Annotated in this window: 19 protein-coding genes; 8 read left to right on the top strand and 11 right to left on the bottom strand. The window is 71.6% G+C overall.

What is annotated here, in order from left to right:
- On the bottom strand, positions 1 to 170 hold a 170-nt coding region (locus ACFYXM_RS26955), incomplete at its 3' end, for a helix-turn-helix domain-containing protein (protein WP_389293097.1).
- Positions 171 to 195: 25 nt separating this feature from the next.
- On the opposite strand from ACFYXM_RS26955, the gene tnpA reads away from it, so the two are divergent.
- Entirely contained in the window at positions 196 to 654 is a 459-nt protein-coding gene (gene tnpA / locus ACFYXM_RS26950) for an IS200/IS605 family transposase (RefSeq protein ID WP_389293076.1), read from the top strand.
- A 180-nt stretch (positions 655 to 834) separates the two neighbouring features.
- Here tnpA and ACFYXM_RS26945 read toward each other — a convergent pair whose 3' ends face one another.
- From ACFYXM_RS26945 to mca, 4 genes are all read right to left on the bottom strand, one after another.
- Entirely contained in the window at positions 835 to 2,961 is a 2,127-nt protein-coding gene (locus ACFYXM_RS26945) for a thioredoxin domain-containing protein (RefSeq protein WP_389293073.1), read from the bottom strand.
- Between the two features lie 156 nt (positions 2,962 to 3,117).
- Complete coding sequence (locus ACFYXM_RS26940; protein ID WP_389293071.1) at positions 3,118 to 4,374, bottom strand: mannosyltransferase family protein; 1,257 nt, start codon at positions 4,372 to 4,374, stop codon at positions 3,118 to 3,120.
- Positions 4,375 to 4,930: 556 nt separating this feature from the next.
- A complete protein-coding gene (locus tag ACFYXM_RS26935; protein ID WP_389293069.1) occupies positions 4,931 to 5,164 on the bottom strand; it encodes a hypothetical protein in 234 nt (77 codons plus the stop codon).
- A 1-nt stretch (position 5,165) separates the two neighbouring features.
- Positions 5,166 to 6,047, bottom strand: a complete 882-nt coding sequence (gene mca / locus ACFYXM_RS26930; protein ID WP_389293067.1) for a mycothiol conjugate amidase Mca — start codon at positions 6,045 to 6,047, stop codon at positions 5,166 to 5,168.
- Positions 6,048 to 6,274: 227 nt separating this feature from the next.
- Between mca and ACFYXM_RS26925 the strand changes: the two genes are divergently transcribed.
- Together ACFYXM_RS26925 and greA are read left to right on the top strand one after the other, a co-directional pair.
- Positions 6,275 to 6,691 (top strand): DUF4307 domain-containing protein, encoded by a 417-nt coding sequence (locus ACFYXM_RS26925; protein ID WP_389293065.1) that lies wholly within the window; start codon positions 6,275 to 6,277, stop codon positions 6,689 to 6,691.
- 184 nt (positions 6,692 to 6,875) lie between these two features.
- Positions 6,876 to 7,373, top strand: coding sequence for a transcription elongation factor GreA (gene greA, locus ACFYXM_RS26920; RefSeq protein WP_389293063.1), 498 nt, complete (start codon positions 6,876 to 6,878; stop codon positions 7,371 to 7,373).
- A 171-nt stretch (positions 7,374 to 7,544) separates the two neighbouring features.
- Here the strand turns inward: greA and ilvA are convergent, their stop codons facing one another.
- A complete protein-coding gene (gene ilvA, locus ACFYXM_RS26915; protein ID WP_389293061.1) occupies positions 7,545 to 8,774 on the bottom strand; it encodes a threonine ammonia-lyase in 1,230 nt (409 codons plus the stop codon).
- A 157-nt stretch (positions 8,775 to 8,931) separates the two neighbouring features.
- Between ilvA and ACFYXM_RS26910 the strand changes: the two genes are divergently transcribed.
- The 3 genes from ACFYXM_RS26910 (at position 8,932) to ACFYXM_RS26900 (ending at position 10,350) form a co-directional block, all read left to right on the top strand.
- The gene (locus ACFYXM_RS26910) at positions 8,932 to 9,462 is read left to right on the top strand and encodes a MarR family winged helix-turn-helix transcriptional regulator (protein WP_389293059.1); all 531 of its coding nucleotides are present in this window, start codon (positions 8,932 to 8,934) and stop codon (positions 9,460 to 9,462) included.
- A gap of 109 nt (positions 9,463 to 9,571) precedes the next feature.
- Positions 9,572 to 10,105, top strand: coding sequence for an RNA polymerase (locus ACFYXM_RS26905; RefSeq protein WP_389293057.1), 534 nt, complete (start codon positions 9,572 to 9,574; stop codon positions 10,103 to 10,105).
- Positions 10,102 to 10,350 carry a hypothetical protein gene (locus ACFYXM_RS26900; protein WP_073781675.1) on the top strand — a complete coding sequence of 83 codons (249 nt, stop codon included), beginning with the start codon at positions 10,102 to 10,104 and terminating at the stop codon, positions 10,348 to 10,350. The genes ACFYXM_RS26905 and ACFYXM_RS26900 overlap by 4 nt, the downstream gene beginning before the upstream one ends.
- A gap of 219 nt (positions 10,351 to 10,569) precedes the next feature.
- On the opposite strand, the gene ACFYXM_RS26895 is transcribed toward ACFYXM_RS26900, so the two are convergent.
- Positions 10,570 to 11,715: a cystathionine gamma-synthase gene (locus ACFYXM_RS26895; protein WP_389293055.1), complete on the bottom strand. Its 1,146-nt coding sequence runs from the start codon at positions 11,713 to 11,715 to the stop codon at positions 10,570 to 10,572.
- Positions 11,716 to 11,783: 68 nt separating this feature from the next.
- Between ACFYXM_RS26895 and ACFYXM_RS26890 the strand changes: the two genes are divergently transcribed.
- Positions 11,784 to 12,887, top strand: coding sequence for a hypothetical protein (locus tag ACFYXM_RS26890; RefSeq protein ID WP_389293054.1), 1,104 nt, complete (start codon positions 11,784 to 11,786; stop codon positions 12,885 to 12,887).
- Between the two features lie 133 nt (positions 12,888 to 13,020).
- Entirely contained in the window at positions 13,021 to 13,686 is a 666-nt protein-coding gene (gene msrA / locus ACFYXM_RS26885) for a peptide-methionine (S)-S-oxide reductase MsrA (RefSeq protein ID WP_389293053.1), read from the top strand.
- A gap of 86 nt (positions 13,687 to 13,772) precedes the next feature.
- Here msrA and gdhA read toward each other — a convergent pair whose 3' ends face one another.
- The 4 genes from gdhA to ACFYXM_RS26865 all read right to left on the bottom strand — a co-directional run bounded on the left by gdhA (position 13,773) and on the right by ACFYXM_RS26865 (position 19,072).
- Entirely contained in the window at positions 13,773 to 15,152 is a 1,380-nt protein-coding gene (gene gdhA / locus ACFYXM_RS26880; protein ID WP_389293052.1) for an NADP-specific glutamate dehydrogenase, read from the bottom strand.
- Positions 15,153 to 15,417: 265 nt separating this feature from the next.
- Entirely contained in the window at positions 15,418 to 15,588 is a 171-nt protein-coding gene (locus tag ACFYXM_RS26875) for a hypothetical protein (protein ID WP_389293050.1), read from the bottom strand.
- Positions 15,589 to 15,848: 260 nt separating this feature from the next.
- Positions 15,849 to 17,381 carry a hypothetical protein gene (locus ACFYXM_RS26870; RefSeq protein ID WP_389293095.1) on the bottom strand — a complete coding sequence of 511 codons (1,533 nt, stop codon included), beginning with the start codon at positions 17,379 to 17,381 and terminating at the stop codon, positions 15,849 to 15,851.
- Between the two features lie 443 nt (positions 17,382 to 17,824).
- Complete coding sequence (locus ACFYXM_RS26865) at positions 17,825 to 19,072, bottom strand: Ig-like domain-containing protein (protein WP_389293048.1); 1,248 nt, start codon at positions 19,070 to 19,072, stop codon at positions 17,825 to 17,827.
- Between the last annotated feature and the right edge of the window lie 75 nt (positions 19,073 to 19,147).

Here is a 19,147-nt window from a genome sequence, read left to right as displayed (position 1 = left end):
AGCGCTTTGGACAGGTCGCCGGTCTTCGGGAAGGGCAGCCCCTGGCTGCGGGCGGTCTCCCGCGCCCTGAGGGCGTCGTTGTAGACCACCCGCGCGCACCCGAACGCCCGTGCCAACGCCGTGCGCTGACCGGCGCTCGGGTACAGGCGGAAGCTGTGCCGAAGCCGCACGCCAATCACGATAAACAGTTGGTTTATGGATATCGATGAGAACATTCGTACAGGCCGTCACCGCGTCTTCCGCCTTCACGTCCATTTGGTTTTCGTGACCAAGTACCGGCACTCCGTCTTCGCCGACCGGCACCTGACGCGGTGCGAAGAGATCACGCGGAGCGTGTGCGAGGACTTCGAGGCCGAGCTGGTCGAGTTCAACGGCGAGGCCAACCACGTCCACCTACTCGTGAACTTCCCTCCGAAGGTCGCCGTGTCCAGGCTGGTGAACTCCCTCAAGGGCGTCTCCTCACGCAGACTCCGCCAGGAGTTCCCCGACCTCGTCCGCCACTACTGGCGCGCGCAACGCCTGTGGTCCGGGTCCTACTTCGCCGGGTCCGTCGGCGACGCGCCCCTCAGCACCGTCAAGCAGTACATCGAGCAGCAGAACCGGCCGCTCCGACCCGGGCTGAGGCCAACAGTGCAGACCCGTGCACACAGCTGAGCTCAGAGCAGTTCTCAGATTCGCTTCACCACCGGGATGAAGCCCGGTGCACTGCGAATGAACCCGGTAGCCGGGCCCGATGCCGCGGCCCGACGCCGTGGTGCTCCTCCCGGCCCCGGCCGGGAGCGCGTCCGGGGCCCCGGGCCGGTGTCCGGCCGATGGCGTACCGCCGCCCGCCTCTCAGGACGAGCGGCGGCCCGGGCCGGACGGTCCTGACGGGGCTGACGGGGCTGACGGGGCTGACGGGCCGGATCCCAGGCGCCGGGCCAGCTCCTCCGGATCCGTCGTCGGGGCGTCGCACACGAAGTGCCGGCACACGTACGCCGTCGGCGCGCCGCCCACCATCGGCCGGTCCGCCAGCAGCGGGAACTCCGCTCCGCCCGTCTCCCCTGCCGCCACCACCGCGCCGGGCGCCCGTCCCAGCAGCGCCGTGCGGTGCAGTTCGCCCCCGACCGGACCGGCGACCGCCACCTCGCGCGGCCCGTCGAGCAGCGCCTCGGCGACGGCGAGCCCCCAGCCGATGAACCGGGGCACCCGCGGGCCGAGCGTTTTCACCACGCCCAACGCCCCTTCCGCGGCGGCGCGATGGGCCTGCGAACCGGTGTGCGCGGCGTACGAGAGGAGCGCGCCGGCCGCCGCCGTCCAGCCCGCCGGGGCCGCATTGTCGGTGGGGTCCTGCGGGCGGCGGATCAGCTGCTCGGCGTCGTCCGCCGTGTCGTACAACTGCCCGCCCTCGCCGGTGAAGTGCTGGAGCACGATGTCGAGCAGGAAACCGGCGAACTCCAGCCAGACGCCCTCGCCGGTGACCGCGGCCAGGGCGAGGAAGCCCTCCGCCACGTCTCCGTAGTCCTCCAGGACCCCGGCGTGCTCGCCGGCCCGGCCGTCCTTGGAGGTACGGGCCAGCCGAGCGGTGCCCCCCATGTGGACCCGGACCAGCAGATCCGCCGCCTCGGTGGCCCGTTCGACCAGGTCGGGCCGGTCGAAGCAGGCCCCCGTCTCGGCGAGTGCGGCGATCGCCAGGCCGTTCCAGGCGGCGACCACCTTGTCGTCCCGCCCGGGGCAGGGGCGCTCCTCACGGGCGGCCAGCAGCCGGGCCCGTACGTCGGCGACCCGCTCCCCGTCCGCGTCGGGCTGCGCACCGGCCGACCGGAGGACGGAGGCGCCCCCCTCGAAGGTGCCCTCCTCCGTCACGTCGAAGTACGCGGCGGCGAAGGCCGCGTCCTGCTCCCCGAGGACATCGCGCAGCTGCTCGGGAGTCCACACGTAGTACGCGCCCTCGACATGGCGACCGGCCCCGACCGCGTTCTCTGCCTTCCCGGCGCCGTTGGTGTCCTCGACGCTGTCGGCGTCGAGCGCGGAGGCGAAACCGCCCTCGGCGGTGCGCAGTTCGCGCACCATGAAGTCGGCGGTCTCCAGAGCGACCCGGCGGGCCTCCGCCGAGCCCGTCGCCCGCCACAGGTGCGTGTACACCCGGCAGAGCTGCGCGTTGTCGTAGAGCATCTTCTCGAAGTGCGGTACCAGGGGTCCGCCGGGGCGCTGACGCAGCACGTACCGGTGGAAGCCGCCTCCGACCTGGTCGAACAGGCTCGACCCGGCCATCGCCCGGCACAGCCCCACGGCCATGTCGAGGGCTCCCTGGGACTCGGTCCGGGCGTGGTGGCGGAGCAGGAACTCCACGACCATGCCCGCCGGGAACTTCGTGTCCCCGCCGAACCATCCGGTCTCCGGGTCGTACGTACGGGTGAGTTCGAGCAGCGCGCGGGCGAGCTCCGCCTCGCCGGGCGGTCCGGCCTGCGTGAGGTCCATCTGCCGCCCGGCCAGATCCCGCGCGATCCTCCCCGCCACCTCGGTCACCTCGTCGGGCCGCTCGGCCCAGGCCGCCCGCACCCCCTCCAGCACCTGCTTGAACGACGGCATGCCGTGCCGCGGCTCGGGCGGGAAGTACGTGCCGAAGTAGAACGGCCGGCCCTCGGAGGTCATGAACACCGACATCGGCCAGCCGCCCTGCCCGGTCGCCGCCTGGAGCGCCTCCATGTAGACGGCGTCGACATCGGGGCGCTCCTCGCGGTCCACCTTCACGGACACGAAGTGCGCGTTCATGAAGGCGGCCGTCTCCTCGTCCTCGAAGCTCTCGTGGGCGAGGACGTGGCACCAGTGGCAGGAGCTGTACCCGACGCTCAGGAACACGGGCACGCCGCGCCGACGCGCCTCCTCGAACGCGGCGGGCTCCCACGGCCACCAGTCGACGGGATTGTCCGCGTGCTGGAGCAGGTACGGGGACGTGGCGTGCGCGAGTCGGTTGGCCATGGCCCCATCCTGTCGCACACGAGGGAACGACGCGCCCACGGCACGGGGCGCGGCGTACGCCTCGGGGCCCCGCGGCCCGGACGGGCCCGCCTTCCACCGCGCTCCCTCCCGGCCGGCCCATCGCGCTCCGTCCCGGCCGCCCCGGCGCGCCCCGTCTCAGCCGGCCCAGCGCCCGGAGAGGAAGGTGACGGCGACGACGGTCATCAGGGGGGCGGCGACGGCGAGATAGGCGGTCTTGACCAGGGGCCTGCGCAGGCTCCACACGGCGAGCCCGACCCACAGGGGCCACCACAGGAGGGTCGCCCGGGGGATGGACGTGTACCAGTAGGAGGTGCCCAGGGCCCACAGGCTCAGCCCGATGTACGCGGCCTCCGGCCAGCGCCTGCGCCACAGCAGCACGCCGCACAGGGCGACGCCGACCAGCATGGCGAGCAGCTCGGCCTGGCTCATCAGGGCATACCCGGTGGCCTGGGAGTGGCCGAAGGCGGCGTGCCAGGTGTTCGCCCAGGCTTCCCAGGGTGCGTGGAAGTCGCGGTACCAGCCGCGCTCCTCGGCGTGCTTCCAGGCCATCCAGTCGCCGGTGTGCGCGTGCAGGTACCAGCTGTACAGGAGCGGGGCGAGGGCGGGCAGGAACAGCCAGGGGAGGCGGCGCCAGTGGGCGGCGGTGCGGGCGGTGACCAGGAAGTGGACGGCGAGGGCCGCGGCGAGGAAGAGACCGCTGACCCGGACGGTCGTGGCCAGGGTCGTCAGCACGGCCGCGAGCGGCCAGTTGAGACGCTGGGCGGCCAGCCAGGCGGGCAGGGCCAGGGCGAGGAAGAGGGCCTCGGTGTAACCGGCGGCCAGGAAGACCGCGCACGGGGAGAGCAGGAAGAACAGGGCCGCCCGGGGCCCGGCCTCGTCCTGCGGCAGGTACAGCCGGGCGATCCGGGCGAGGGCCAGTACGGCGACGCCCCCGGCGACGAAGGAGATCAGGGCACCCGCCGCGGGCCAGCTCGGGACGATCACGTGGACGGCCCGCAGCAGCAAGGGGAAGCCGGGGAAGAACGCCTCCCTGTTGTCCCACTCGGACGTCCAGGGCCCCTGCCCGTCCGGGAAGTAGCCCTCCTGGGCTATGTGCAGGTAGTGCCACCAGTCCCACCGCTGCCACGACGAGAAGAACTCATCGGCGTGCCGGCTCTGGCCGTCGTCGGCGAACAGCCAGCGGGTGCAGTACGCGACGGTCCAGATGCCCACCCGGGTCAGCAGGTACAGCCACAGCACCTCGCGGTCGCCGGGCGTGAGCCGCCGCAGCGGCCACGGCAGCCGGCCGAGGTCGCCCTTGTCCGGTGCCGGGGCGGTGACGGACGGGTTCGGAACGGTCCCGGTCCGGGCGGGCCGGTGCTCGTGCTGCCGGCTGGGGGGAGGGATGGTCACTTCGGGTTCTCCGGGGTCGGGGTGGGGCGGGCCGGACGGGCCGGACGGTTCGGGTGCTTCGGACAGGCCGGGCGGGCCGGACGGGCGCCGCCCGCGGACGGACCGGAGGCGGACGAGAACAGGAGGCGAACAGCGGCCGGAAGAAATCGTGTGACGGTAGCCACGTCGCCCGGTGCGACCCGGAGTCGCCGAGGGCGCGAACACGAAGCCCGAGGGCACCGCGACGGCGGACCGGAGGAGTTCGTGGAGGTGTTCACGGCCGTACGCGAGTGCTCGGGATCACACGGTGGTTCACGGCCGCGCGGCGGCGCGGGACCGCGGAACGCGGCCGGAGGACGCCGGGTGCGGCCGACGGGCAGGACAACCGGTCACGGCCGACGGGCAGGAGGCCCGGCGCCATGAGGCCCGGGGCGCGACGCGCGCACAAGGCCGCCCCGGGGCATGCGGCCGCGCCCGCCACGCCCGGGAGGTGATGGGCATGGCGGGCACGGCGGCACTGGTGCGCGGCGGGCGGCGCGCCGTGCCCGCTCCGCCCGCTTCCGCGCTCGTACTTGCCCTACTTGCGCTTCGCGGCGCCCGCCCCCGCGGCGGCGTCGGCCGTCGCCGCGGGATCCGGGGCCTCCTCGAAGTCGACCCTGTCCATGTGCCGGTTCATGGACTTCATCAGCATCCACACGCCGACGGCGAGCGCCGCGAAGACGATGAAGCCGAGGACGCCGGGGGTCACCTTGTTCTTGTCGAACGTGTCGGCAAGCGTGACGAGGTCGGTCAGTGCCTGAGTCGCGTACATATCAGGCATTGTCGCGGATGCCTGCGAAGAGGTCGCTCTCGGGGAGGGAGGTATCAACGAGGGACTTCGCCAGCTCGTACTCCTCGGTCGGCCAGACCTCCTTCTGGAGGTCCATCGGGACGCGGAACCAGCCGCCGTCGGGGTCGATCTGCGTCGCGTGCGCGATCAGCGCCTTGTCGCGGATCTCGAAGAAGTCCGCGCACGGGACGTGCGTGGTGAGGGTGCGCTCCTCGCGCTCGAACTCCTTCCAGCGCTTGAGCCAGTCGCCGTACGGGGACTCCAGGCCCCGGGCCAGCAGGGCCTCGTGGAGCGCCACCGTGCGCGGCCGGTTGAAGCCCTGGTTGTAGTAGAGCTTCTGCGGCTGCCAGGCCGGTCCGAACTCCGACTCCGGGAAGGTCTCGGTGTCCGTCGCGCCCTCGAACGCGATCATCGTGATCTTGTGGGTCATGATGTGGTCGGGGTGCGGGTACCCGCCGTTCTCGTCGTACGTCGTGATGACCTGCGGCCGGAACGCGCGGATGCTGCGGACGAGCCGTCCCGCGGCCTTCTCCTCGTCCTCCAGCGCGAAGCAGCCCTCGGGCAGCGGCGGCAGCGGGTCGCCCTCGGGCAGCCCCGAGTCGACGAAGCCGAGCCACTCCTGCCTGACGCCCAGGATCTCCCGGGCCTCGTCCATCTCTTTCCTGCGCACCTCGTGGATGTGTTCCTCGACGTACGCGTCCCCCTGGAGCTTCGGGTTGAGGATGGAGCCGCGCTCGCCTCCCGTGCAGGTCACCACCAGCACGTCCACCCCCTCGGACACATACTTGGCCATCGTTGCCGCGCCCTTGCTCGATTCGTCGTCGGGGTGGGCGTGAACGGCCATCAAACGCAGCTGCTCAGTCAATCTCGGTCCTCAGTGATCGGTCGCGATCCGGTCGCGATTACGCGGTGTCGTCGACGTCGACGTCGTGTGTCGTCAGCATCGCCGTCGTGTGTCGTCGACGTCGACGTGGTGTGTCGCCCCCGCGGGACGTGGGCGCGGGGTGGTGGTCGGGTGGCGGTCCGGGGCTTCTATAGTGACCGAACCGGGGGGCGGAAAATTCCTCGGTCCCCGGCACGGGAGGAACGATCATGACGGCGGTGCGCGACGCGCTTCCGGAGAACCGCTACGGCCGCTCCGCGGACGAGCGCGCCGACCGCAGGCTCAGGATCATCGGTTCGGTGCTCGGCGTCGCCTTCCTCGGTGTGATCGGGTGGTTCGGCTACGACTACATCTCCGGCCAGCAGATCAGCGCCGAGATCATCAAGCGCCAGGTCGTCTCCGACGAGCGGGTCGACGTGCACCTGGAGGTGCGCAAGGACGCGGACACCAAGGGCTACTGCACCCTCCGCGCCCAGCACGAGGACGGCAGCGACGTGGCCCGCAAGGACTTCCGCTTCGACGACCGCACCGGCCGCATGGACCGCATCGTGTCGTTGCGTACGACCGCGAGGGCGACCAGCGTCGAGCTGATCGGCTGCACCGCCGACGGCGGCCCGGCGAACTGACCCGCCGCACAGCGACACCAGGCGGCTCCGACAGCCGCTGACCTGCACGTACGCAGTCCTGGTGATTTACCTTCTCCCCCTTTTCCCGGTGAATTGTTAGGCTCGTGGTTTCGCCCACCTGTAGAGGCACATGCTTACGGGTAGGGCGATGCTTTGTATTCCCAGCACCGACGAGGAGCACCCTGTGACCCAGACCAGCGAAAACGTCACCTGGCTCACGCAGGAGGCGTACAACCAGCTCAAGGCCGAGCTGGAGTACCTGTCTGGTCCCGCGCGCACGGAAATCTCCGTAAAGATCGCGGCGGCCCGTGAGGAGGGTGACCTCCGAGAGAATGGCGGCTACCACGCGGCCAAGGAGGAGCAGGGCAAGATGGAGCTGCGTGTGCGCCAGCTCACCCAGCTCCTGGAGCAGGCGAAGGTCGGCGAGGCACCCGCCGACGACGGCGTGGTCGAGCCCGGCATGGTCGTCACCATCGCGTTCGACGGCGACCCGGACGACGCCCTGACCTTCCTGCTCGCCTCCCGCGAGTACGCGAGCTCGGAAATCGAGACGTACTCCCCGCAGTCGCCGCTCGGCACCGGCGTCAACGGCAAGCGCACGGGCGACGTGGCCGAGTACGAGCTGCCGAACGGCAAGATGGCAAGCGTGAAGATCCTCGCGGCGAAGCCCTACACCGGCTGATCCGCAGGCATCGACGACGCGGGGTGCCGCCGACCCGGAAGGGTCCGGCGGCACCCGCGCGTTCACGGGGCGAAGCACCGCGTACGCGAACACGTGAAGCGCCACGCACGGGAGCACGCACGGCAAACGCGACCCGGCCCGATCCGGTGCGGCCCGGCCCTGGCCCGGACCTCAGCCCATCACCAGATAGCCGGCCTCGCGCAGCGCCTCCGAGACCTCCTCGCAGTGCTCCGGCCCCTTCGTCTCCAGTTGGAGCTCCACCTCGACCTCGGTCAGCCCGAGCCGGGGATCGGTACGGACGTGTCCGATGTCGAGCACGTTGGCGTCGACCACCGAGAGCACGCCGAGCAGCGTGGCCAGCGCCCCCGGCCGGTCGGACAGCCGCAGCCGCAGGCTCAGGTAGCGCCCGGCCGCCACCATGCCGTGGGTCAGGACGCGCTGCATCAGCAACGGGTCGACGTTGCCGCCCGACAGCAGCGCCACCACCGGTCCGCGGAACGACTCCGGATCGCTCAGCAGCGCCGCGACCGGGCTCGCGCCCGCCGGTTCCACCACCAGCTTCGCCCGCTCCAGGCAGAGCAGCAGCGCGCTGGACAGCTCGTCCTCGGAGACCGTACGCACCTCGTCGACCAGCTCCCGGACGATCTTGAACGGCACCTCGCCGGGCCGCCCCACCTTGATGCCGTCGGCCATCGTGTTCAACGAGCCGATCGACACCGGGTGTCCCGCGGCCAGCGAGGGCGGATAGCCGGCCGCTCCCGCCGCCTGCACGCCCACGACCCGTACGTCGGGCCGCAGCGCCTTCACCGCCAGCGCGACACCCGCGACGAGCCCGCCGCCGCCGACCCCGACGACGATCGTGCGCACCTCGGGGCACTGTTCGAGGATCTCCAGGCCGACCGTGCCCTGCCCGGCGATGATGTCGGGGTGGTCGAAGGGGTGGATGAGGACCGCGCCGGTCTCCCGCGCGTACTCCTGCGCGGCGGCCAGCGCCTCGTCGACGACGTGGCCGTGCAGCCGGACCTCCGCCCCGTACTGGCGGGTGGCGGCCACCTTCGGCAGCGGCGCCCCGACCGGCATGAAGACCGTCGAGCGCACGCCGAGCAGCGAGGACGCGAGCGCGACACCCTGCGCGTGGTTCCCGGCGCTCGCCGCGACGACCCCGGCCGCCCGCTCCACCGGAGACAGGCCGGCGATCCGCACGTAGGCGCCGCGCAGCTTGAACGAACCCGTGCGCTGGAGGTTCTCGCACTTGAGGTGGACCGGGGCCCCGACGAGGCCCGACAGGTGACGGCTGCCTTCCATGGGCGTCACCCTGGCCACGCCGGAGAGCATCTTCTGCGCCCCGCGGACGTCGTCGAGGATGAGCGGGGGATGATGGCCGGGAGTGCGGAAGTCCATACGGCAAGTCTCGCAGCCCGACGGGGATCCGCCGCGTCGTCCACGGTCCCGTCCTGCGCCGGTGTTCACGGGTTTGTGCAGCACTGGTACGCGTTGCCCCGGGGCCGCGTACTCTGTCCCCCACCCATCCGACACCGTACGAAGAGAGCTCCCGGCCATGCCCCCTCAGGACATGACGACAGCTGCGTCTCCTTCCGGGGACGCGGCCCCCGAGCCCGCGGAAACCGAGCACGTCCTGGACGCGCTCCAGCACCAGGTCGCGGTGTTCGCCCGCCGTGCCGAGCAGACCCGCCTCGGCGGCGTCGGCCAGGTGCGCAATTCCATGGACCGGGCCGCCTATCTGCTGCTCAACCGGCTGGACCGGGAGGGGCCGATGGGCGTCAAGGCCCTGGCCGCGGGCATGGGGATCGACTCCTCGACCGTGACCCGGCAGGTCGCGCCGCTCGTCGACACGGGCCTGGTCAAGCGCACCTCGCACCCGGAGGACGGCCGGGCCGTGGTGCTCCAGCTGTCCCCGCGCGGCCAGGCACGGCTGGCCGAGGTGCGCGGCTCCCGGCGCGAACTCATGACGCAGGTCACGGACGGCTGGACGACCGAGGAACGCGAGACGTTCTGCACGCTGCTCACCCGGTTCAACGCGGCGCTCGCCGCCCGGCAGACCGCGCACCAGACGCCCCCGTCGGGCTGACCGCTCCCCGGAGGACCGGACGCACCGGCCGACGCACCGGACGACCGGCCGGGCCGGGCCGGCGCACGCCTCTTGACCCGGGGCCCCGGCAGCGGCTCGGATGTGCCGTGTGCGAGAGCGCCGAGTGGACCACGAACGGCACCGCGCCCGGGACTTCGAGTCCTTCGTGGCGGGCGCGGCGGGCCGGCTGCTGCACACGGCCACGCTGCTCACCACCGAGCCCCTGCGCCCGCCCGGCGCCAACCCGCGGGCCCGGCGACTGCTCACCGCCGCGCTGGCCCGCACGTACGCGCGGTGGGAACGGCTGCGCGGCGAGGACCCGTACGACCGCGCCCGGCGGGAACTGGTCGACCGGTTCGCCCATGAGGTCTGGCGCCACCACCGTCCGCGCGGCGGGCCGCTGGACCCGCTGACCCCGCAGGAACGCCTGGTACTGGTGCTGCGTCTGTACGAAGGGGTCGCGGAGGAACAGGCGGCGGCGCTGCTGGGGCTTCCGGTGGACCGGCTCCGGGCGGTCTGCCACCGCTCGGTGGCCACGTTGCGCGGCACCCGCCGCCCCGCCTCCCGGTGGCTGCCGCGGCGATCGCGTCGGAGCCCCGAGAAGACCCGGCAGCCACGACGGCCGATGCGGGCGGCGCCGTGAGCCGCCGCGGCGACAAGGAGGACGAGGTCCGGCGCATGCTGGACGGCCCGCACCCGCAGGTGCCCGCCGACCTGGCGCGACGGGCCGTGACGCGCGGCGGCAGGCTGCTGCGCCGACGGCGGCTCGCCCGCAGGCTGCTGCTGGTGGTGGCGTTCGCCGCGGTGGTCGCGTTCACGGTGTGGGCGGCCACGGCACAGCCGTGGCGGACGCCGCCCGCCGCGACGACCCCGGCGGACGGCTGGTGAGCGCGGATACGCGGCGGGCCGGTGCTGCGTCTCCGCCGGTCGTTCCCGTTCCCGGTCCTGTTCCCGGTCCTGTTCCCGGTCCTGTTCCCGGTCCTGTTCCCGGTCCTGTTCCCGGTCCTGTTCCCGGTCCTGTTCCCGGTCCCGGTCCCGGAACGGGACAGGGACCGGGACCCGGTCCGGGATCGGTGCCGGGCCGGATCCGGACCGGGGCCGGTTGCGTCAGCCGAGCGCCTGCGTCAGGTCGGCGATCAGGTCGTCGGCGGACTCGATGCCGACGGAGAGCCGGACGAGGTCGGCCGGAACCTCCAGCGGGGAGCCCGCCGCCGAGGCGTGCGTCATCCGGCCCGGGTGCTCCACCAGGGACTCGACACCGCCCAGCGACTCACCGAGGGTGAACAGCTCGGCCCGGTTGCAGACCTGGACCGCCGCCTCCTCGCCGCCCGCGACGCGGAACGACACCATGCCGCCGAACGCCTTCATCTGCTTGGCGGCGACCTCGTGCCCCGCATGCTCGGGCAGACCCGGGTAGAGGACCTGGGTGACCTTGGGGTGACGGGTCAGCAGGTCGGCGATCTTCGTGGCGTTCTCGCTGTGCCGGTCCATGCGGACCGCGAGCGTCTTGATGCCACGCAGCACCAGCCACGCGTCGAACGGTCCGGCCACCGCCCCCATCGCGTTCTGGTGGTACGCCAACTCCTCTGCCAGACCGGGGTCGTTGACGATCAGCGCGCCGCCGACGACATCCGAGTGGCCGCCCATGTACTTGGTCGTGGAGTGCACCACCACGTCGGCCCCCAGGGCGAGGGGCTGCTGGAGGTAGGGGCTGGCGAAGGTGTTGTCGACGACCAGCCGCGCCCCCGCCGAGCGGGCCACATCGGCGATCGCGGCGATGTCGGTGATGCCGAGCAGCGGGTTGGACGGGGTCTCCACCCAGATCGCCTTGGTGCGCGGGGTGATCGCTTCCCGTACCGCCGACACGTCCGAGGTGTCGGCTACCGAGAACTCCACGCCCCACCGCGAGACGACCTTCGCGAACAGCCGGAACGTGCCGCCGTACGCGTCGTTCGGGATGACCACGTGGTCACCGGGGGTCAGCAGGGTGCGGAGCAGGCAGTCCTCGGCGGCGAGACCGGAGGCGAAGGCCAGACCCCGACGGCCGCCCTCCAGGGCCGCGAGGTTGTCCTCCAGGGCGGTACGGGTCGGGTTGGCGCTGCGGCTGTACTCGTAGCCGCCGCGCAGCCCGCCCACACCGTCCTGCTTGTACGTGGACACCTGGTAGATGGGCGGGACGACGGCGCCGGTGAGGGGATCGGCGGTGTTTCCCGCGTGGATCGCGAGGGTTTCGAAGCTGTGCTGGTCGCTCATGGGGCCCGAGCGTAGTTCGTCACGAGGTCCCCCACCCCGCTTCCGGGCCGTCCGGTGACAATGGGGGCATGGAGATTCTCTGGTTCCTGATCGCGCTGTGCATGATCACCGCGATCATCGGCCCCTTCGTGCTGCGCCGCCGCGGCCACATCCGTCAGGTCGCGCCCGGTTCACCGGACGCCGCCGACCCGGACGCCTACGGCTTCGCACGCCAGGAGGAGCTGGACATCCGGCTGCCGGGTCCGGACCAGGATCTCCTCGACGTACTCGAAGTGGTCCAGCGCTCCCAGGACTGGCGCGCGGCCTCCCAGCTGCTGGCCGGCACGCCCAAGGAGGGCGAGGTGCGCTGGCAGCGGGTGCAGGCGTTCGCCGGTGCGGCTTCGCTGGAACTGGCGGAGCGGCCCGGTGTCGGCGGTGCGTGGCTGCGCACGTGGCGGGCCGAGGCGCCGAAGGACGCGGGGGGCGCGGCAGTGCACGCCGAGTTCCTGGTGCAGCAGGCGTGGCGTTCGTCGACCGCGGGTACGGACGACTTCCGGATCATCCTGGAGGAGGCACGTACGGTCTGCGGCGAGGCGGCGCTGCTGGCGCCCGGCGACCCCGTTCCGTATCTCGTCGAGCTGGCCGTGGCCCGCGGACTCGGTTACTCCCACGAGGAGTTCGACCAGCTGTGGGCGAAGGTGATCGACCGCGCCCCGGCCCACATGGGCGCGCACCTCGCCGCGCTGCACTACTGGTGCGAGAAGTGGCACGGTTCCCGCGAGGAGGCCGACCGCTTCGCCACCTCGGCCGCCGCCCGCGCCCCGCAGGGCTCGCTGCTGGCGGCGCTGCCGCTCTTCGCGGTGTACGAGCACCTGCCGGAGGTCAACCTCGTCCAGGGCTTCTACCGGAGCGCGGTGGTGACCAAGGCGGTCGAGGGCGCCCTGTTCGCGGTGCACGCGGCCCGGGAGGACGATCCGATGCTCGCCCACGTGCGCCATCTGCTGGTCTTCTTCCTGGTCCGGATGGAGCGCTGGTCGGAGGCGATGAACCAGATCGTCCGCGTGGACGGCCATGTGGGCGCGCTGCCGTGGACCCACAACCCCGACCCGGCCGCCGCGTACACGGTCCACCGCGCACTGGCGGTCGCGGGTTACGAGGCGAACGGCGGAAACCCGGCGACGCTGCCGCGATAGGACGTCGTCGCGGCACGACGACCGCCCGTGCGACGCGTACGAGGCCCGTGCGACGCGTACGAGGAGGGCGCCGGAATCCCCGGCGCCCTCCTCGCGTTATGGCCATGTATCCGCAGCCAGGAGGAGCCCCCGCATGTTTCCGTACCGCCGCACCCCCCAGCTCCCCACCCCCGAGGAGGCCCTGAAGGGCCGCCCCGAGCCCACGTTCGCCGTCCCGTCCCGCCACACGGTCCTCGGCAACCCGCTGCTGGGCCCGTACCCGGAGGGTCTGGAGATCGCGGACTTCGCGCTCGGCTGCTTCTGGGGCGCCGAGCGCAAGTTCTGGCAGACGGAGGGCGTCTGGACGACGCTCGTCGGCTACCAGGGCGGCTGCACGGAGAACCCCGCGTACGAGGAGGTCTGCTCGGGCCTGACCGGTCACACGGAGGCGGTCCGCGTCGTCTTCGACCCGAGGACCGTCTCGTATGCCCAGCTGCTGAAGCTGTTCTGGGAGTCCCACGACCCGACCCAGGGCTTCCGCCAGGGCAACGACGTCGGTACGCAGTACCGCTCCGCGATCCACACCCACTCCCCCGAGCAGGCGGCGGCAGCCGAGTCCTCCCGCGAGGCGTACCAGAAGGTGCTCACCGGCTCCGGCCACGGCACGATCACCACGGAGATCCTCCCGGCCGAGGACCGCACGTTCTGGCCCGCCGAGGCATACCACCAGCAGTACCTGGACAAGAACCCGGCCGGCTACTGCGGCATCGGCGGCACGGGCGTCTCCTGCCCGGTCGGGGTCGCTCCCGCCGGGGAGTGACGAGCACCGAGCACCACGGGCCCCCACCCCGGAGAGGGTGGGGGCCCGTGGTGTCGTGGGGCCCGTGGTGTCGCCGGGCGGAGGGATCAGATGAGGCCCTGCGCCAGCATCGCGTCCGCGACCAGTTCGAAGCCGGCGATGTTGGCGCCGACCACGTAGTTGCCGGGGCTGCCGTAGCGCTCGGCGGTCTCGTAGCAGGAGTCGTGAATGTGGCGCATGATCTCCGCGAGGCGTTCCTCGGTGTGGGCGAAGGTCCACGAGTCGCGCGAGGCGTTCTGCTGCATCTCCAGGGCACTGGTGGCCACGCCGCCCGCGTTCGCGGCCTTGCCGGGGGCGAAGGCGACGCCCGCCTCCTGGAAGACGCGCACGGCCTCCGGCGTGGTGGGCATGTTGGCGCCCTCGGCGACCGCCTTCACGCCGTTGCGCACGAGCACGAGGGCGTCGGCCTCGTGCAGCTCGTTCTGGGTGGCGCAGGGCAGGGCCACGTCGCAGGGGACGTTCCAGACGCCGCTGCCGGGGACGTACGTGACGTGCTCGCCGCGGCGCGCGGCGTACTCGGAGATCCGGCCCCGGCCGGCCTCCTTGATCTCCTTGAGCAGGGCGAGGTCGATGCCCTTCTCGTCCACGACGTAGCCGTCGGAGTCGGAGCAGGTCACGACGGTCGCCCCGAGCTGCTGGGCCTTCTCGACGGCGTAGATCGCGACGTTGCCGGAGCCCGAGACGACGACGCGCTGCCCGTCGAGGGACTCGCCGCGGCTGCGCAGCATCTCGGCGGTGAAGAGCACGCAGCCGTAGCCGGTCGCCTCGGTACGCGCCTGGGAGCCGCCCCAGCCGAGGCCCTTTCCGGTGAGGACGCCGGACTCGTAGCGGTTGGTGATCCGCTTGTACTGGCCGAACAGATAGCCGATCTCGCGGCCGCCGACACCGATGTCACCGGCGGGGACGTCCGTGTACTCGCCGAGGTGACGGTGGAGTTCGGTCATGAACGACTGGCAGAACCGCATGATCTCGGCGTCGGAGCGGCCCTTCGGGTCGAAGTCCGCGCCGCCCTTGCCGCCGCCGATGGGCATGCCGGTGAGCGCGTTCTTGAAGATCTGCTCGAAGCCGAGGAACTTCACGATGCCGAGGTTGACCGAGGGGTGGAAGCGCAGGCCGCCCTTGTACGGGCCGAGCGAGCTGCTGAACTCGACGCGGAAGCCGCGGTTGACGTGGATGTCCCCGGAGTCGTCCGACCACGGCACGCGGAAGATGAGCTGGCGCTCCGGTTCGCAGACCCGCTCGACGATCCGGGCGTCCACGAACTCCGGCCGCTTCACGAGGACCGGGCCGAGGGTCTCCAGGACCTCCCGCACCGCCTGGTGGAACTCCTTCTCGCCCTGGTTGCGGCGGAGGATCTCGGCGTACAGCGGCTCGATGACCCGGCTCTCGGTGGCGTGCGGGGTGACGGGGTCAGGGGTGGTCTGCATCTGATCAATGCCTTCCATGGGTCGGCGTCGCGCGCGAAGGTGCCCCGTCCCGGGGACACCAGCGGTCCCCCTCCCCATTGAGGGCGTCACCCAGACATCGCACGCTCCGGCGGCTCACGAAGGCGACGTACAGAACCGTTGTGGCACTTCGATTGTCCCAGTGCGCCCCACGAGGTACACCACGGCATCCACATAGTGGTCCCGACTCGACCGCAACCCATCCTTAAATTCACAACAAAAGCGACATTTCACTACGGCAACCGACTCAGGCGTCCTTGCGGTCGCGCAGCATCCACAGCCCGGTACCGGATCCGATCACGATCAGACCGGAGGCGACGCTCAGCACTATCTGCGTGCTCTCCTTCGGCACGCCGAAGCTCGCGAACACATTGGCGGCGAGCGCGGCGACGAGAACGATCCAGAGCGGCGATTTCATGGTGTTTCCTCCGTGGTCGGGGGTCGGCGGGCGAGGTCTTCATCATCACCGGCCGGGACGGTCCGCCACGAGGGACCACCCACCCGGAGTCATGGTGCAGCCGGCTACACCATGACGCGGTCGTACGGACCGACCGCGCGCCCGACGTCCGACCGCGCGCACGACGTCCGGTACGAGCCGGGTCGGCGCCGCCCACGAGCCATCGGGGCCGCGACGCCCATCAGGACGGTGCGGCGGCGCTCAGCAGGACGGGGCGGCGTTCAGCACTTCCCCTGCCGGGAGGGCAGGTACGAGGAGCCGATCCGGTAGTCGCCGGCCCCCGGCACCCTCAGCCGGGTCCACTCACCCGCGCGCTCCAGACATCCGCCGTCCGCCCGCAGCCAGGGCGAGTAGGCGACGCGGACGGTCACCGACCCGCGCTCATGGGCCCGCACGACGAGCCCTGCGCTGTCGCCGCCGACGACGGACGCGCCGGCGCCCGAGACCATGGGTGTCGCCCGCTCCACCCGGTAGACGCGCCAGTGCGGGTCGCGCCAGACCAGCCGCAGCCAGTCCGGTTCGTCGCGGACGAGTGCGGCCTCCTCCCTCGCCGCCCAGTCCGGGGTGCCTTCCGGCAGGACGACGTACCCCACCGCCCAGTGGTCGAGCCAGGAGCGATAGCTCTCGGCGGAAAAGGATCCGTCGTAGAAGAGTGCTCCGCGCTCCACGTCGAGCTGACGGTTCCAGCCGCGGGCCAGATTGACGTGCGGGCCGAGGGCGGTGGTCTCCCGGTGGTCGACGGCCGGTACGGCCTCGACGCGGGTGCGGTCGGCGCCGAGGCGATCGAGAGCGGCCACCACTCCCCTCGTCCCGGTGGCCCACGCCGGGACCGGCGTCGACATCTCCAGTACGTGGACGGCGTGCTGGGTCACCCATTGCAGGGACAGCGCCAGGGCGGCACCGAGGGCGACCTTCCGCCAGAGCCGCACCCCGTGGGCCAGGAGCACGGCGAGCAGGACCGGGGCCCCGAACAGCTCGGCCAGCCGGATGACGTTCGAGCCCACCGGCGAAGGAACGAGAGCGGTCAGCACGACCCCCACCGCGTAGACCCCGGCGCCGAACCGCAGCACCCGCCACTCCCGCGGCGCCAGCGCGACGAGCAGGACGCCGAAGAGGACCGGCTTCCAGACATCGCTGGTGGCCATGGGCATCTCGCCGCTGAAGGGAAACAGCAGGGTGGTCAGTCCGACCACGGCCACGGCCGGGGCACACAGCGCGGCCGCCTTCCGCCACTCCCGGTTCAGCAGCCGGCCCGCGCCCGCGACCAGCAGGAAGAGTCCGGCGACCGGACTCGCCATCGTCGCCAGGGCACTGAAGACAGCGGCCACGACCGGTCGGCACGCACCACCTGTCAGCACCAGGCACGAGACCAGGGCGAGCGCCACCCCCAGGGCGAACGTGGACCGCCCGGAGGCCACGTTGTACCAGAGCGTCAGCGTCGCCACCAGGGCGGGCCACAAGGGATTCCTCATCCCGCTGCGCACGAACAGGGCCGCTGCCAGCCAGGAGGCGGCCACTCCCGAGAGCGCGGTGACGGTCCGCACCCCGAGCAGGGCCATCAACTGCGGCGCGATGACGCTGTAGTTGCCGACATGGATACCGCCGTACCAGGAGAGGCTGTACGGAGCGCCCGGGTGCCGTGCCACGAAACCGGACCAGAACACCTGGGCCGCGAGGTCTCCGCCGCCGGTGGCGAGGAAGGCCGCCCAGAACGCGTACAGAGGCACGGACAGGGCGGTGGCCAGGAGCGGCACGCGGTACCGCCGCGGGAAGACGTCCCGCTCGGTCTCCCCGGGACGCACCCGCCGGGCGGACGATCCGGCCGTCTCGACGGAGGGCTGCGCAGTGGGTCGCACGGACGGTTCCGTTCAGTAGTCGAGCAGGAGCGGCGATGAGCACGCTAGTGCCGCATCAGGCAACGTTTGCCCCGTCGCGACGTTGGGCACGCACTCTCGCTGCACCAGCCGAAAGCCCAAGTACGTCCAGTACAAGGACTTCCGGCCGGCACACCGAGAGCACGCACGAAGGCGGCGGCACCGCGGATCGGGAGGATCCGGGTGCCGCCGCCTTCGTGCGTGTGGAAGAGGGGTTCCGTACGGACGCGGGGTCCGGCTGCGTCCGGTGCGACGGAAACGCCTCCGGTGCTACGGAGGCGCGTCCGGCGCTGCGGAAAGGAGCGGAAGGAGCCGCGTGGCCGTCAGACCGCGGAGCCCGCCTTCCACTCCGCCCAGTTCATGTTCCAGCCGTTGAGACCGTTGTCGGGGGTGATGTTCCTGTCCGGGGAGTTCTTGACGACGACGAGGTCGCCGATGAGCGAGTTGTTGTAGAACCAGGCAGCGGGCTGGTTCGCGTCGCCCGCGCCCTTCACGTCGGGGAGGCCGACACAGCCGTGGCTGGTGTTGGCGCTGCCGAAGATCGACCGCGCACCCCAGTAGTTGCCGTGGATGAAGGTGCCGGAGGTGGACAGCCGCATGGCGTGCGGGACGTCCTTGATGTCGTACTCGCCGCCGAAGCCGACGGTGTCACCGTTCATCCGGGTCTCCTTGTACTTCTCGGAGATCACCATCTGCCCGTTGTACGTGGGGTTGGCGGCGGAACCGGCGGATATCGGGATGGTCTTGATCGTCTTGCCGTCCTGGGCGACGGTCATGGTGCGCGCGGCGACGTCGACCGTCGAGACCTGGTTGCGGCCGACCTTGAAGGTGACCGTCTTCTGCTGCACGCCGTAGACGCCGTCCGCGCCCTCGACACCGTCCAGGTCGAGCTTCAGGGTGACGGTGGAGCCGCCCTGCCAGTAGTTCTCGGGGCGAAGGTCCAGGCGCTGGTTGTTGAACCAGTGGCCGACGACCTCCTGGCCGCTGCTGGACGTCACGGTGATACCGGCCTGAACGGCCTTCCGGTCCGTGATCGGCTTGTTGAAGTTGATCGACACCGGCATGCCGACGCCGACGGTGGAGCCGTCCTCGGGGGTGAAGTTGCCGATGAAGCTGTTGTCGGGCGACACGGTGGTGAAGGAGGTGTTCTCGTGCGCCTCGCGGCCCTTGGAGTCCTTGGCCGTCGCGCTGATCTTGTACGTGGTCGAGCGCTCCAGCTGGGCGTCCGGCTGCCAGCTCTTGCCGTCGGTGGCGAGCGTGCCCTTGACCTCCGCACCGTCCTGCGTGGTCATGGCGACCTGCGTCAGCGTGCCCTTGGCGACGGTGACCCTGGCGGCGTTGTTGATGCTCGCGTTGGTCGCGCCGTTCTTCGGCGCGATGGATATCTGCGCCTCCGACGCGTCCTTGGCGGCCGCCTTGTCGACCTCGGCCTGCGACTTCTTCGAGCCCTCGGCGCCACCTTCCGCGATGCCGCTGTCGCAGGCCGTGAGTACCAGTACGCCACCGAGCAGTGCGGACGCGACCGTGAGGGCCCTGCGCCGCTTGCTGTCCGTCATCACACGCATCTCCATCGTTACCGATTCCCCAAAAACCCCGAGCGGAGCCGCCGGTGACCGGCGAGACCCGTCAACACACCGAGAACCCAT

Origin of the sequence: Streptomyces sp. NPDC002476 (assembly GCF_042889785.1) — a bacterium.
GTDB lineage: Bacteria > Actinomycetota > Actinomycetes > Streptomycetales > Streptomycetaceae > Streptomyces.
This window is presented reverse-complemented; position numbering and strand designations above follow the sequence as displayed.

Excerpts from the sequence above, each read along its gene's own strand:
- tnpA (WP_389293076.1), top strand. The coding sequence starts at position 196 with ATGGATATCGATGAGAACATTCGTACAGGCCGTCACCGCGTCTTCCGC.
- ACFYXM_RS26945 (WP_389293073.1), bottom strand. The coding sequence starts at position 2,961 with ATGGCCAACCGACTCGCGCACGCCACGTCCCCGTACCTGCTCCAGCAC.
- ACFYXM_RS26935 (WP_389293069.1), bottom strand. The coding sequence starts at position 5,164 with ATGTACGCGACTCAGGCACTGACCGACCTCGTCACGCTTGCCGACACG.
- ACFYXM_RS26925 (WP_389293065.1), top strand. The coding sequence starts at position 6,275 with ATGACGGCGGTGCGCGACGCGCTTCCGGAGAACCGCTACGGCCGCTCC.
- ilvA (WP_389293061.1), bottom strand. The coding sequence starts at position 8,774 with ATGGACTTCCGCACTCCCGGCCATCATCCCCCGCTCATCCTCGACGAC.
- ACFYXM_RS26910 (WP_389293059.1), top strand. The coding sequence starts at position 8,932 with ATGCCCCCTCAGGACATGACGACAGCTGCGTCTCCTTCCGGGGACGCG.
- ACFYXM_RS26895 (WP_389293055.1), bottom strand. The coding sequence starts at position 11,715 with ATGAGCGACCAGCACAGCTTCGAAACCCTCGCGATCCACGCGGGAAAC.
- ACFYXM_RS26890 (WP_389293054.1), top strand. The coding sequence starts at position 11,784 with ATGGAGATTCTCTGGTTCCTGATCGCGCTGTGCATGATCACCGCGATC.
- msrA (WP_389293053.1), top strand. The coding sequence starts at position 13,021 with ATGTTTCCGTACCGCCGCACCCCCCAGCTCCCCACCCCCGAGGAGGCC.
- gdhA (WP_389293052.1), bottom strand. The coding sequence starts at position 15,152 with ATGCAGACCACCCCTGACCCCGTCACCCCGCACGCCACCGAGAGCCGG.
- ACFYXM_RS26875 (WP_389293050.1), bottom strand. The coding sequence starts at position 15,588 with ATGAAATCGCCGCTCTGGATCGTTCTCGTCGCCGCGCTCGCCGCCAAT.
- ACFYXM_RS26865 (WP_389293048.1), bottom strand. The coding sequence starts at position 19,072 with ATGGAGATGCGTGTGATGACGGACAGCAAGCGGCGCAGGGCCCTCACG.